Here is a 14,534-nt window from a genome sequence, read left to right as displayed (position 1 = left end):
GCTGCTCTTTTTCAAAAAAATTGAAGCTTGCGTTTTATTTAATATGGTCTTTTTTCTGATTATTAGTGTTTAATTTTCATGGTAGTTTAAGTACATTTCTTCACAATCTTTATAGTGATATTATCATAAATATCCAATAAAAAAAATCATCTCACCTCTAAGAAACCTATAGAGGAGAGATGATCTCAGATTTATTATTAATTATCAAACTTTTTTACCAAGCTACAACAGATGTAGCCTTGGAATAAAGTTTGATTAAATTAACTTAATAGACCTTGATAAAAGAGCAAATAGAAATAGCGTGTTTTGAAAAAAGATTGATCAAAACACGCCTTTTCTATATTCAATTGAATTATCCTTTTATAAAAAAGTTTGATAATTTTTGTGATCCTTGCTCATTTAAAGTTAGCAATAGGTAAGCGTTTGATGTTATCTCCGGCTTTTCCCCTGCTCCGCACGGAGCATGCTAGTTTCCCAGAACTCCGCGTTCCATCTAACGATATGTACTAGGTCATAAGTTCCTCGTTACTCACGTATTTAGGATTGTTCGATCAATCGTAATCCGCATTTTTCGCGGAATTTGTTGACCTTATCCATCATAGATTTAGTCATATCGAATCTACTTATGAGTACGTCAATCATCTCTTTGTCCGTATGATGGATTAACTTGTGTACCTCCTTGTGGAGGATTCGTAAATTATGAAATTTATCGGTTCCTCCCAGATGTAACGGAATGTAATGGTGACAGTGTACTTCGTGGGCAGGCAAATTTATGCCTGTAATTTCACATTTCCCCATTTTCATACTGTACCGACTAATCCGATTATCTATATACTCGACACTGCGGTTCGGGATTGTCGATTTCATAAGAAAGCCAACTTCTTGTTGGATATCTGGACGAAGCTTTTGGTGTATTTGTTCTCTTCCATCCTCTGTATAAGGTATAAGCTTTGGACTGAAGTTCATTGTGTTTACCGTTTTTACGTCCGCAATAGGAAACAGATACACATTGGCAATTTTGAACGTTTTGAATCCCAAACTGTATAACTTTTTATACGTTGTGGTGGATTAGATGGGTGTTCGTATTTCCCGACCTGTTTGAGACGATTATATATGAAGGCCTGCAGATCGTAGGCAAGGCGTGAGAACTCTGGATTGACATGTGTTGCCCTTTTGAAATAATGATGGATGCCTGAGACAAAACTATTGAAGAGTAGTGCGTTTAAAGCAGAGGGCGAAGCTTTTATTCTTCGAATGTGTTCTTTCGCTTCTTTCTTGATTTTTTGCTTTTTGTCGACTTTAATACCTGTATGCGCCACTCTCTTATTACCCTTTTTATCTGCACGGATGGTAAAGCCTAGAAATTCAGATTCCCGTTTTCGTAGGTTGACAATTTGTGATTTTTCTGGGGAAATATCCAGTTTCAAACGGTCTTTGAGGTACAGGCGTACCGCATGATACCATTTCTGTGCCGTTTCCCCATCTTTACAGAGGATTTTAAAGTCGTCCGCATAGCGGACTAGGTACCCCTCTTTGAGATTAGAACGTTTTTTGGCATACCTTTCACCGAAATTTGATTGATAGGGTTTTGACAAAGGGAAGAATTCCCACTGGCCGGCTACCCATTGATCTAGGTCATTAAGGACGATATTAGATAGTAACGTCGATAACAGGCCACCTTGCGGTGCTCCTTCCGTGGGTACGCCTTCTCCATCGATTTCTGATTTTAGCATTTTAGAACTGCACGCTAAGACCTTTCTGTCCCGAATCCCCATGTTCCATAGTTGCTTTATAAGCAATGTATGGTTAATATGATCAAAGAATCCTTTAATATCGATGTCAACCACAAAATGAAAGTGTGCTTGATTGATAAGGTATTGGATTCTTGCCATCGCATGATGTGCAGACCGAAGAGGTCTGAATCCATAACTATGTTTATAGAATTGGGCTTCCGCTATCGGTTCAAGCACTTGCTTAAAGCATTGTTGAATAATTCGATCTAGCATACATGGAATTCCGAGTGGTCTCAGTTTACCGTTCGCTTTTTCAATCCATTTCCGTCTGACTTTTTTTGGGCGATAATTTTCTAGTTTGTTTTGGACTTCTGTCACTAAATCATTGTCGGACAGTTTTGCAATGTCTGTGATGGTTTTTCCATCGGTTCCTGGCGTCTTTGATCCTTTATTGGATTTTATCGTACGAAAAGCTAGCAGAATATTTTCTCGAGACGTGATCACATCAAAGAGATGAGAAAATGATCTCTGGTGATTCGCTTTATCGTATAAATCCGTGAAAGTATCCGTCATATTGTAGTAATCCCAGTATCGTAAAGCTTGCACTGTGGCATCGCCTCCTTACGGAAGTGATGTTCCCACGTTCTTACCCGATCGGTGCAATGCACGTTTGGAAAACAATCGTTCTTTTCGTTAGACTTGGGGCTGTTCCTCCAATCCCATTACAGGAGATTCATCAGTCATACCCCTACCCTCACAAGGATAAATGCCTTTCAGCTTATGCCTTATGGCAACCGTTTTGGATGACAGTCCTTGTTTCAACGTTCCTTGCTTTCCAAGTACCTTACAACGTAGGTGCTTCCTTTAAGCCTGTGAGCTGGATACCGCCATCGTTCGGTATAGCGTATTTCAGAGGGCGCATTTTTACTCTACACCACTCACGTCATCGTTAGATGACTCATAGGTTTCCCTATGTTCAATCTTTAGACCCTTACTTTCGGAAGTTTGTCAATTCCTTTATAGTGGAACGATTCTCACCATATCTAGTTTTTCAGCCGTGCGGCATATCCGTTGGCATACCTTTTTTCAAAGAATGGCTCCAGCCTTCGTTCTGCCGAATCTACCTGTGCTTCACACCCCATGACCTGTCAGTCTTGGTTGCATGCAGGAGTATTGACGGGATGGTTTCAAGAAACATGGTTCTATCATTCCCATCCTCCGTTGTAAAGTTGAAGTTAATCTAGTAAACTTCCTGTTTTTCACGCCAGAAAACGCTTATAACAGAACTTGTCGCGCGCGCCCGATTACTGGATATTGAAAATGCAAAAATGCTGCTAAAAATGAAAACTTTTATTGACCTTTTCTCGCTTTACGCTCACTTAGTTGAAGGGCTATTTCATATTCCTTATTCGGCAGTAATGGGGCATTTTCACTATTAATTAATTTAACGACTCCATTCTCGTCTATATCCCCTTTATCATACTTTTTAAAAATATCCTGCATCTTCCCACTCACTTCTTTAAAAAAATCTCCACTCGATGCTTTTGCTTTAGCATCTGGATTTTTAAATACATAATTTGATGGTGCTGAAGGCGGAAATCAATAGGTGACACCAGTAGATTTCACTACTCTGCATGATTGGACTACTAGTACTTCCTATACAAAAAAAGGTCTCTTCATTTTAATATTATGTTGGAAAAAAATGGAGAGACCTATATCAATATTATAATTTTAACTGACTACATTGGCTGGAACATGATTTTTTTAATTCACAAGCTGCACATTTTCCCTGCTTGGAGCGTTTTATAAATTTATACAATGCCCAAATGGCATAGCCAAAAACTGCACATCCAATAATGATGCTTGCTATCATTTTCTTTCACCTCTTTAATTAGGATAATCCAATTAACTTTCCGCCTTGATAAATAATAAGCGAAATGAAATAAGCAATTATTAATGCATACACTATTGAAAAAACAGACCATTTTTTTGAACCTGTTTCTTTATATATCGTTGCTACAGTTGCAAGACAAGGAATATACAGAAGAATAAATGCCATATAGCTTAATGCCGATAAAGATGTGTAATGATCTTTCATTAATCCTTGTAGTGAAGCTGCATCTGGAACGAAATAAATAATATTCATCGTTGAAATGATTACTTCTTTAGCTAAAAATCCAGTAATTAATGAGGCACCTGCTTGCCATGTACCAAAGCCAATGGGTTCAAAAATAGGAGCAATTAATCCTCCAATTTTCGCTAAAAAGCTATGATCCATTTCAACATTAAATCCACCCGGACCTGTGTAGGTTAATAGCCAGATAAAAGCAGACCCAGCAAAGATAAATGTCCCTGCTTTCCGTAAGAAACCTTTTCCTTTATCCCACGTCCCTCTCCATAACGCTTGAAGCTGAGGTAATCTGTATGGAGGGAGTTCAATTATAAAAAAGGATGCCTCTCCTTTTAAGAGTGATTTTGAAAAGATTTTCGCTAATATTAGTGCAATGACCACTCCCAGTACATATAAGAATAGAACAACTAATGCTTTATTTTTTGCAAAAAAAGCACCAGCAAAAAGAGCATATACAGGTAAGCGCGCAGAACATGACATTAACGGTGTGAGTAAGATCGTCAATAACCTTTCCCTCGGAGTTTCAATTGTACGAGCAGCCATTATGCCTGGAACATTGCATCCAAAGCCAATAATCATCGGAATAAATGCTTTTCCGTTTAAGCCTACAGATTCCATAATTCTGTCCATCACAAGGGCAACCCTAGCCATATAACCTGAATCCTCTAGCAATGAAATAAAGAAGAACAAGATAATAATTTGTGGCACGAATACTAATACTCCACCTACACCTGCTACAATGCCATCAATGACTAAAGCATGGATAAAGCTTGAAACACCAAGTGTAGTTAATAAAGAATCAATTCCAGACGATAGAGGACCTGATATGAAATCATCTAAACCATCAGATAGCGGTGTCCCTAACCAATCGAATGTAAGCATAAACATGAAATACATCATGACTAAGAAAATCGGAAGTCCTAATATCTTATTCGTAACAATTCGATCGATTTTCTCTGATAGTGGAATAATACTCTCTTTTTTTCTTTCCGTTGTCCTTTCCATAATTGTTTGAATAAATTCTTTTCTCTTTTGATAAATAAACTGTTCAAGAGACTTTGTACCATAGGCTTGGATGACATCATGTTGAAGAGTATTAATTAACCCATCTAATAATTTCAAATCAAGAAATTGACTTATGTAGTCTTTTACATATTGATTTCCTTCAAATAACTGCAAAGCTAACCAACGAGTTGAATGCTCCGTTTGTTCTCCAATAAGAGACTCTAAATTTACGATTGCTTTCTCAATTTCATTTCCGTAAAAAATGATATTTGTTTGATGATTTTCGATATTAAGCTCAGAAGCAGCATTAGCTAAAGCGTCGCATCCCTTCCCTGTTCGAGCTACTATAGGTGTCACACTTATTCCTAATTCTTTTGATAATACTGAAGGGTTTATTTGAACCCCTCGGTGCTTAGCTACATCGACCATATTTAGACCAATGATAGCTGGCTTACCGAACTCAATCAACTGAACTGTCAGATGAAGATTCCTTTCAAGCTGAGAAGCATCAATAATATTAATTACTTTCTCGAATTTATCTGTAAGAAAGAAGTTTGTCACAACTCCTTCATCTTTAGATAACGGATTAAATGTATATATCCCAGGTAAATCTATTAATTTATCCTTTTTATTTTTAAATTGACCCATTTTTTTCTCAACTGTTACTCCACTCCAGTTACCGACATAGTCGTAGGAGCCAGTTAAATTGTTAAATAATGATGTTTTTCCAGTATTCGGATTTCCTAATAGTGCGATTTCCATTAATATTTTTCCACCTCGATGCAATTTGCTTCTTTTCTTCTAACTCCAATACATTGTCCACATGATTCAATCATAACCGGGCCACCAAAAGGCATCACACATTTAATACAAATTTCAGAGCCTTCGCTGATCCCGAGGTCAAGGAGTCTTCTACGAACAAGCTTCTCAGTCGAGGAAATATCGATAATTTTTGCTTTATCACCAATTTTTAATTGACTCAACATAAATATCACCTAAATGCAAATATTTTTTAAAACCAATTACCTTTTTAAAAAAGAAAGAATAATAATTAACATTGTGAAAATATCTATCTAGTACATTCAAATATAATCACTAAAGTCATTATACACAAAATAAACATAATTGAGAATGATTATCTTTATTATTTCAATTATTTTTTATACTATTTCAATATCAGTTTTTGATATATCTAATAATTTTGAATATAAAACATTTGTTGGATAATGGTAATTTTCTTTTTAATGATTTTGCATGTCTCTCTCCCTAATAATGGCGGGTGACTTATTTTTTTCTACTTGGTAAATCCAATGTTTTGTATGCTTTTAATTTTTTCTTTTAAAACTTTAGAATTTTTTAACAACAAGGTAGATGACGTATAAGTTGAGTTCTATGCTAAAATAACTTGCTTAAAATAGGAACATTTAACTAAAAACTAGAAATTATTTAGTGCCTTATTCTTATTGATAATCACAATAAAATAATTGATAATGATAATCAATATCAATATAAATGATTTTCGATTCACTTAGGAGGTTTTATTTTGTTTATTCAATTTTTAAAGGAAAACCGTTATGTATCCCTGCTACTTACTGTACTTCGACTCTATCTTGGATGGCAGTGGTTAAATGCTGGTTGGGGGAAAATCTCTAGTGGAAAATTTGATGCAAGTGGCTTTCTTTATGGAGCAGTAAAAAATATGTCTGGTGAACACCCTGCTGTTCAACCTTGGTGGGGAAACTTTTTAAAAGAAGTTGCAATTCCATACGTCGATCTTCTTAATGTCATTGTTCCTTGGGGAGAGTTTTTAGTAGGGCTTGGATTAATTTTGGGGATTTTCACTTCATTTTCTATACTAATGGCTCTTACTATGAACTTTGCTTATATGTTATCAGGAACAACAAGTACCAATCCCCAAATGGTTTTACTAGGAATGTTTATTCTTATGGCAGGAATAAACGCTGGCAAAATTGGACTCGATCGCTGGTTTATACCAATACTAAATAAATTGATATTAAAAAAAGCCGACAATGAACAATTGTCCCAAAGTGCATAGTGAAAATAGCCCTTCTCATAATTCGAGATGGGTTGTTCTATTTTATCACTAAACTAAAAGTTTTTTAGTAAACTATAAAAAAACGATTATTCACCCTCTTTGAGTTAAATATTCTTAAACTAATCTCTAGTTAGTAAAAATCGACTGCTCTTTATTTAGCAATCGCTCCCTTTAATGGAATAACTAAAATATGGTCTCAATCCTAAGATCGCTTAATTCCTCTTCAACTAATTGTTGGCAATAGGTAAGCGTTTGATGTGATCTCCAGCTTTTGTCGGGTAGGTCAGAGATATTACTATCTCCTTCCCCCCTAAGAACCGTACGTGTGCCTTTCGGCACATACGGCTCAAGCATGCATTTATCCACGTCTAGGTTTAAATTAATCCTACAATTTTCTTTCCCTTTATATATTGTTTAACGCTCCGAATTTGAGAATTATTGGGAATGTCACCCTTTGCAGGGCAAATAAACTTTATTTCTTTTACTAGTAGCAACATATTTTTATATCGTGATAATCGTTTGGCTTGATCGATGGAGACTGAATACATTTCCGGCACTGAAATTTGTTACTTTGAAATAAAGTTTGATCAAAAAAATCCCACAAGCCAACATTTTACAATAAATAAAAAGCATTGCATCTTTTTTACAAACATCGTGATTTTATTTTAAGCTACAGGAAATCATGCCTTTTTCTTTCCCACACAATTAATCAATAAATATTCCCAAACGCAGTGGAAAGAAAAAGTAAATCAAATCGAGTAGGAGGCTAATTATTATTTAATTAGCCGACCTCTCACACCACCGTACGTACGGTTCCGTATACGGCGGTTCAATAACTTAAGTATCTACGCTCATATAGATGGTTAAGGTCTTTTAAACCCCATTTAATGAGCGTTTGCGTTTTAATTGCTTTGTGAAGTGTTTCGCAGGCTGAAATTCTCCAATATCCCTTTCGGGAATTTGCTACCTTCAAGGCTTCATCATTGTGAATTCCTAATCTCCTTAATTGATAATATTTTGTTTTGATTTTCTTCCACCTTTTCCAGATAAACTGTCTTAATCTGTGGTTTAGCCACTGTGCCGTATCATGAATGAACTTCTTCATCAAACTAATTCCATAATAATTTATCCATCCAACAGTTTTCTGATTGATTTCCTTCGCGATGTCCTCAAAGTTTCCGGCACGATTTCGCCTAGTTGAGACCTTTAATTTGGTTTTGAATCTCTTCTCCACGCCGCCCCTGGAGGCTATCCCTCCCATGTCTCAACGGGTCAATTGCCCTCTCATTCCTTCGTCATGCCTATCCAAGGGGTGGAGGCCAGTTATGCTAACCTGATGGGTCACATTGCCCTTTTGTTGAAGAAACCTGGTACTCCGTACATATTTGAAATCCTACGAATAAGACAACATTCGATAAAAGAAAGCTGAAAATCAACCGTTCATCCATTCTTAGTTTGGTTCCCTTCGAGAACCTGTGAAGCTTGATTTATTCAATAAAACTACGCTGCCAGAGTTGTTAAAGGTTGTAATTTTTCTGGAGAATAGGATTCATTTCTTTTGGCTATTCCCACAAAGAGCCGTGCTAGCTTTCCGCATAATTTCATAATAGACTTCATTTTCTTTATTTTTTTTACCTTAACATTATTGGCGTGCAACGCTTTAAACTCAGGGTTATTCATGACAAGACTCATCGTCGCTAGGTATAAGAAACGCCTCAGTCTGGATCTCCCCCGTTTAGAAATAACAATTTGTCCTTTCCATTTACCAGAGCTCGCCTCGGAAAGATGTAACCCTGCATGACGAAGGAGGGAATTACCATGGGCGAATCCACTTAAATCTCCAGCTTCCCCTAAAATTCCAGCTAAAGAGATTTCACTGATCCCTTTAATAGCCAGCAGTTTCTTTGCGAAAGGAATTTGTTGAAGCACGTTAGTGACTTCTTGTTCCACTCTTTCGAGTTGCGTTGTAGCTAGATCATACTCTTCTAGTAGTTGTTCTAAATGTAGCTTGTAAGCATCAAGTGCTTGGTGCGTTCCGATAGAACGTTTAGCTAAATCTATAAGTAGATAAGCTTTTTTCAACCCAGGCTGACGCTTCCATTACCGATTTCCATTTGCCTACAATGTCTTGAGGTTGCATCGATTGTAACTCGATTGGTGTAGGAAATAATCGTAGAGTTGCGATTGCCCCTTTGCCTTTCACATCTTTAAACACTTGTCGTAGCTTAGGAAAGACTACATCTACCCAACGATTTAATTGGTTGATAGAACTAACGAGACGAAAAGACTCTGGAGTTGAACGAACAAAGGCATAGTATCCATTCTTCACCATATCCGCAATCACGAGAGCGTCTTTTTTATCACTTTTGGACTGAGTGTTATCTCGATTTTCTTTATTTCTTTTTACAAGGTGAGGATTGACTGTTACGACATCAATCTTTTCGTTAGATAACCATTTCGATAGATTAATCCAGTAATGACCTGTAGGTTCCATACCGACAATCGTTGTGTCTAAGCTGTTTTTAGCTTTTAGTTTATTAATCCATTCTAGAAATCTGTTAAAGCCTTCTTCGTTATTTTCGAAAGTAAGAGGATCACCTACCACGATTCCTCGATAATTTACAGCTCGAGCAACGTGAAATTGTTGGGCTATATCCACGCCAACAACGAGATGTCGATCAGAAATTCGCTCTATTAGTTGATTTTGTTTATCTTGCATTTTAAACTTCATATTAGGGTTCCTCCTAAGGTTTTGAGTTAGAGTGGTGTCTTACTCATATCTTACTGAGGAGCCCTATTTTTTTCAAAGCTGAAAAATAACGCTCTACAGGAATGCTAACCTGCCCCTTTAGTTTAAGTACATTCTTTCACAATCTCAATAGTGTAGAGCCTTTTTAGACACAATCCAATCACCTACAAAATAGAGTTCATAATGGGGTAGAGTCAGGAAAATGCGGATTTACAACGCTAAGAAAGTTTTCTCCTATAAAAAGGTCGATTCTTGAGAAAATCGACTTTTTTTATTTACAATCACTCCACACACATTGTTTCAATTTCTTGAATATACTTGCTTTAAAGAAGGAGTGAGACAATTGTATGGACTTAAATGATAATTATATTATTATTCTTCTCAGAGAAATCTCAAATTTATTATTTAGTGGCAATCTAACGGAAACTTTGATTTTTTCAGCCCTGATCAGGACTGTAACTAACGATAGAATGGCAAGATATTTTTTCATTTTATTAATAATTATCTTACGAATCACAAATTCGAGTGAGAATCTTGTAGCAACAAATGAGTCAACTAACGATACCGCAGCTACCTCTTCTTAGAAAACTTTATAATTTCAATAGAGGAAAGCTTATTGGTACATAATCAAAATAGCATTAAATTAAGACTTCATAACGTCTCATAAGACTTGTATCAAACTGCTTATCGTTGTAAATACGCATTTTCCTGATGCTACCCCCTATTAGAGTTTCGCCTCTTTCGCTTTAGCGTAAATAGTGGAACGTGGAACGCCTGTCATTTTAGCTATCTCATTTACACTTAATCCATTAGATTCTCTTTCTTGATACAGCTTCAAAGCCTTTTTAACGTCCTTCTCGTCCTTTCCCTTACGTCCCATATGAGTTCCTTTAGCTTTTGCCCTCTCACGTCCCTCAGTGGTTCTATCTTTGATTAAATCACGTTCAAACTCAGCAATAGCACCCAGCATAGTAAACATTAGCTTTCCTGATGGGGTACTAAAATCAATCTGTTCTTTGATGAATACTAAAGCTATTCCACGTTCTTCTAAATCCTTAGCAATCTTTTGTAGGTCAAAGGTGGAACGTGCTAATCTATCCAGCTTGTAGACCACCAGTTTGTCACCTTCTCTTAAATAGTCCAATGCCTTAGCAAGTTCTTCCCTATCAGATTTAGCACCACTCTGTTTCTCCATAAATATCTTCTCGCAACCATACTCTTTTAACTTCTCTTCCTGTAAAGCCAAGTCCTGATCTTTAGTTGAAACACGTCCATATCCAATAATATCCATTATGTATAACCTCTTCTCGCTTGTCTAAAAGTTAATCAACTTTTGGATTTTAATTCTAGACTAACTTTCGGATTCTACAAAGGGTTATTTTGAGTGGGGTGTCACTTTGACCGATAACTTGCGCTTATTTTAAGTCTTATTTTGCACTTCCAACTTTAAAACCCAGCTACCTTCACATGAGAAGATTAGCTGGGTTTCTTAATTATTTACATCCAATCATTTATAGAACGTTATGATCTGTTTAGTAAAAAAGTGACTACTCATTATTCAACAATCGCGCCCATTGCGGAATAGAGTAACCGTGGCTTTTAACTTTACTACCTTTTTATAATATGGGGATTTTTAACAATAATCGTAACAAAAATAATCTATTCAGTTGCAACTACACCACTATTTTGATACGGCTAATCATTTTTTATGTCTTCTTATTGCGGGTGGTAACAACTTTGCTGGTATTACCCCATGCAGTAGGCACGGTGCTAGACCTACCCGATGTTAACCTGTAATAACTCTCTCTTTTGGATAATGATAATTATCTTCCTTATTGCCTTCTCCTCCGATGATAAGAAAGAAAGAAGTTAAACCAATTCTTCCAATAAACATTAAAATCATAAGAATACATTTCGCAAAAATACTAAGATCTGGGGTAATCCCCATGGATAAGCCTACTGTACCGAAGGCAGAGCAAACTTCCAAAAAAATAGCAATAAGCTGCTGCTGTTTATCGGAAATACTTATAGCAATAACCGATATGAAGCACATGACAATAGATAATAACGTAATGGCTAATGATTTCATAATATCATACTGATGAAGTTCACGATTAAAGACTTTGATATCACGCTTTCCTTTCGCAAAGTTATAAATAAATAATAGATTTAAAGCGAGCGTAGTCGTCCTGATTCCACCGCCCATAGAATTGGGAGATCCGCCTATAAACATGAAAACACTCATAACTAGAAGCGTAGGCATTGAAAATTCTGTAATATCCATTGTAGTAAATCCGGTGCTTCTTGTTGTCGCTGATTGGAAAAAAGCATAAAAAAACGCTTTATGCCATGACACATCCTTAAAATAATGTTGAAATTCAAGTAGCAAAATAAGGATTGTCCCAATAACAAGAAGAATTCCGTATGTAAATGTCGTTAACTTTGTAAATAATGAAAAACGGAAAGGGTATTCACGTTTCTTCTTTTTCCTTGATAAATATTCCTTTGCTTCTATTAATACAGGAAACCCAATTGCTCCAATGATAATTTGTATAATCGTCATCAGTTGCACAAAATAATCATTCGCATAAGGAACATAAGATTCTCCGGTTATATCCATACCAGCATTTGTCGTCGCGCAAACCGATGAAAATAGGCCTTGAAGAAATGCTTCCTTCCAAGTAGGATAATAATTCAAGAAATAAAATCCCAAAATGAGTCCTCCGAAAAGTTCAATAAAGAGAATCATCTTTAGAATATCCCGAACTAATCGAACGAGTCCTGATAATTCAAACTGATTATTGTCAATCATTATTAGACGCCGTTTTTTTATTCCAATTTTCTGGCCCAAAAGTATCCAAAAAAATGTGCTCATGGCCATAATGCCAATGCCCCCAAATTGTAGCACGAGCATAATAATAAAATACCCAAATACGCTATAAGTTTCCGATATATTAAATAAGGTCATACCTGTGTCAGTCACTACACTGACAGCCATGAAAACTTTATCAAAAAAAGACACTTCTACCCTAGGTTTATAAACTTCGGGAAGGCTAAATAGTAGAATTGATATAATAACTGCTAGTAAATAATAGCCTGTAATAATTTGGGCAGGCGAACGTTTTTCCAGCCAGACTCGTACTTTACTCACATTGCACCCCTTCAATTTTTTTCGTATTCCTTTTACTACTTAATCTTTTTGTTAAAAGACAGCTTGCCTTTAACTTTGTTTGTATTATGTAGCTTTAAGTTTTTTTTATACAAAATAGGGTAACACTCAAGGGCGAGAAAAACAGGCAAAGGTTTAAACTTATTCAGAAAAAAGCCATTTGTCAAAGTCATGGTGCTACTTCCTTTAGTTACTTAGCCCTTAAAATTACTCCTGATTGCAATTATACCCCTTAAATGCTATTAGTTTAAGGCTTCTCCTAAATGGCCCGATTGCTGAACAAAATTAAACACACACTTGCTTATCTGTTATTGTAGTTCATAAATAAAATTCTAAATTTATAGAATTTGTTCCAAAACTCATTCTAAGCGATTTTCAAACTTTCTAATGATGATTGATAAGCTAATTTTGTCTAAGGCTAACTCTAACTCATCATCTATCTATTTTTTTATATAAAGAATTCCATAATTGCGTAAACCTGTAAACCTGTAAACCTTTTAACCTATAAACGTTGATATAGTAGGTTTTTTATAGGTTTACTCATTGGTTTACCTTTAAGTTATTAGAAGTAAATTCAGCGCATTGGTATTCCCTGACTTTCTTTGAGTGTGGGGTGTTGAGAAAGTATCTTGCTGAAAAGATCGAGACTTATCTTTTTATTCAGCTACCTAAGCCAAGTGAGTATCCAAATGTTTTAAAAATTTCTGCTGGAGATTACTGGTGTATCCAAAATAACGGCTGGTCTATTGATTCAGCTACTGAAATTTTTAGTGAGGAATGGATATCTGATGACGAGTTTTTTGTCACCGAATCTGAAATTTATGGGAATAATAAACTCTATCATCAATTGAAAAAAGAACTTCGAATAAGAAAAACATAGGGAGATTTTAGTCTTCCTATGTTTTCATTCATATTATTTATCTGTTTGTTTTTGCTTCTTTTTCAAATACTCCGCACGCATTTTTTCAAGATGCTGCTTTTTATCAAATTTGGCAGGCTTCTGTTTTTCATGAAACTTTGTCACAGCTACCTGACCTTTGGTATCCAATTGATATTTTCCCACTTTGTTCACCTACTTTTCTTGTCTTTAAAGAGAATCTATTCAACAAATATAATATACCTTATTTTACTGAAGTAAACCTTATTACTTTATTAGTGTACTGCTAACCTTGCATATATCAGTAAAAACATTAAAAACTTAGTAAAATAATTCATCGCCAAATGGTATTCATTTCATTGCTATAATCAAAATAAAATGCCTTGACACTCTGCATAAGCCTCAATAATTCTATTTCTTGTTTGTTCAGCTCTCTTCTAAAGGTCCAATTGTTCGGTAAATAAGGTTTAAAATATTAAAACAATCTAAGTCTACTCCATCTTTTAAATGGTTCTTAATGCTAATAACCATTACGTTCTCGATGATTTCAAATTTAGGTTTCTGAGGGGAAATATTGTATTTTTGCAAAGTCTTTTTACTACTTGTTTAAAAAAATCTACATCCCCAATATTTTTCTCCAAAAAATCACCCCTTGTTATTAACTTTTCTACTTATATCTATCTTGATCCAAATATTACCTTATTCAACTAACCTGCCCTTTCGTATTATAATGTCAGCCAGAAATTTCTGGTTGACCATTTTTTATATCGATATATGATAACGGTAGCCGGGGTAGAACGTTCCTGCCCGTGGG

At 35.7% G+C, this 14,534-nt stretch carries 10 protein-coding genes and 2 pseudogenes; 2 read left to right on the top strand and 10 right to left on the bottom strand.

From position 1 onward, the window contains the following. Nucleotides 1–537: 537 nt before the first annotated feature. From ltrA to ACQKMR_RS27040, 5 genes and pseudogenes are all read right to left on the bottom strand, one after another. Nucleotides 538–2,339: pseudogene (gene ltrA, locus ACQKMR_RS27060) on the bottom strand (group II intron reverse transcriptase/maturase). 744 nt (nucleotides 2,340–3,083) lie between these two features. Then, entirely contained in the window at nucleotides 3,084–3,248 is a 165-nt protein-coding gene (locus tag ACQKMR_RS27055; protein WP_427700039.1) for a hypothetical protein, read from the bottom strand. Nucleotides 3,249–3,456: 208 nt separating this feature from the next. After that, entirely contained in the window at nucleotides 3,457–3,606 is a 150-nt protein-coding gene (locus ACQKMR_RS27050) for a FeoB-associated Cys-rich membrane protein (RefSeq protein ID WP_427700038.1), read from the bottom strand. A gap of 18 nt (nucleotides 3,607–3,624) precedes the next feature. Further along, nucleotides 3,625–5,631, bottom strand: a complete 2,007-nt coding sequence (feoB, locus tag ACQKMR_RS27045) for a ferrous iron transport protein B (protein WP_427700037.1) — start codon at nucleotides 5,629–5,631, stop codon at nucleotides 3,625–3,627. Next, nucleotides 5,631–5,855 carry a FeoA family protein gene (locus tag ACQKMR_RS27040; protein ID WP_427700036.1) on the bottom strand — a complete coding sequence of 75 codons (225 nt, stop codon included), beginning with the start codon at nucleotides 5,853–5,855 and terminating at the stop codon, nucleotides 5,631–5,633. Before ACQKMR_RS27040 ends, feoB begins: the two co-directional genes overlap by 1 nt. Nucleotides 5,856–6,412: 557 nt before the next feature. Between ACQKMR_RS27040 and ACQKMR_RS27035 the strand changes: the two genes are divergently transcribed. After that, nucleotides 6,413–6,925, top strand: coding sequence for a DoxX family protein (locus tag ACQKMR_RS27035; RefSeq protein ID WP_427700035.1), 513 nt, complete (start codon nucleotides 6,413–6,415; stop codon nucleotides 6,923–6,925). Nucleotides 6,926–7,754: 829 nt separating this feature from the next. On the opposite strand, the gene ACQKMR_RS27030 is transcribed toward ACQKMR_RS27035, so the two are convergent. The 4 genes and pseudogenes from ACQKMR_RS27030 to ACQKMR_RS27015 form a co-directional block, all read right to left on the bottom strand. Continuing rightward, entirely contained in the window at nucleotides 7,755–8,159 is a 405-nt protein-coding gene (locus tag ACQKMR_RS27030) for a group II intron maturase-specific domain-containing protein (protein WP_427700034.1), read from the bottom strand. A gap of 266 nt (nucleotides 8,160–8,425) precedes the next feature. Further along, nucleotides 8,426–9,656 (bottom strand): annotated as a pseudogene (locus ACQKMR_RS27025) (IS110 family transposase). Between the two features lie 742 nt (nucleotides 9,657–10,398). Continuing rightward, nucleotides 10,399–10,965, bottom strand: coding sequence for a recombinase family protein (locus ACQKMR_RS27020; RefSeq protein WP_427700033.1), 567 nt, complete (start codon nucleotides 10,963–10,965; stop codon nucleotides 10,399–10,401). 495 nt (nucleotides 10,966–11,460) lie between these two features. After that, complete coding sequence (locus tag ACQKMR_RS27015) at nucleotides 11,461–12,825, bottom strand: TrkH family potassium uptake protein (protein WP_427700032.1); 1,365 nt, start codon at nucleotides 12,823–12,825, stop codon at nucleotides 11,461–11,463. A gap of 634 nt (nucleotides 12,826–13,459) precedes the next feature. Between ACQKMR_RS27015 and ACQKMR_RS27010 the strand changes: the two genes are divergently transcribed. Then, nucleotides 13,460–13,723 (top strand): hypothetical protein, encoded by a 264-nt coding sequence (locus ACQKMR_RS27010; RefSeq protein WP_056529736.1) that lies wholly within the window; start codon nucleotides 13,460–13,462, stop codon nucleotides 13,721–13,723. Nucleotides 13,724–13,756: 33 nt separating this feature from the next. On the opposite strand, the gene ACQKMR_RS27005 is transcribed toward ACQKMR_RS27010, so the two are convergent. Continuing rightward, nucleotides 13,757–13,906, bottom strand: coding sequence for a hypothetical protein (locus ACQKMR_RS27005; protein ID WP_427700031.1), 150 nt, complete (start codon nucleotides 13,904–13,906; stop codon nucleotides 13,757–13,759). Nucleotides 13,907–14,534 lie beyond the last annotated feature (628 nt).

This window comes from Peribacillus sp. NPDC096540, from assembly GCF_050278525.1.
Taxonomy (GTDB): Bacteria; Bacillota; Bacilli; order Bacillales; family DSM-1321; genus Peribacillus.
The sequence above is the reverse complement of the archived record's forward strand: the minus strand, read 5'-3'. Positions and strand labels throughout refer to the sequence as shown.

Bases quoted from the DNA above. Each gene is read 5' to 3' on its own strand.
- ACQKMR_RS27040 (WP_427700036.1), bottom strand. From the start codon at position 5,855: ATGTTGAGTCAATTAAAAATTGGTGATAAAGCAAAAATTATCGATATT.
- feoB (WP_427700037.1), bottom strand. From the start codon at position 5,631: ATGGAAATCGCACTATTAGGAAATCCGAATACTGGAAAAACATCATTA.
- ACQKMR_RS27020 (WP_427700033.1), bottom strand. From the start codon at position 10,965: ATGGATATTATTGGATATGGACGTGTTTCAACTAAAGATCAGGACTTG.
- ACQKMR_RS27050 (WP_427700038.1), bottom strand. From the start codon at position 3,606: ATGATAGCAAGCATCATTATTGGATGTGCAGTTTTTGGCTATGCCATT.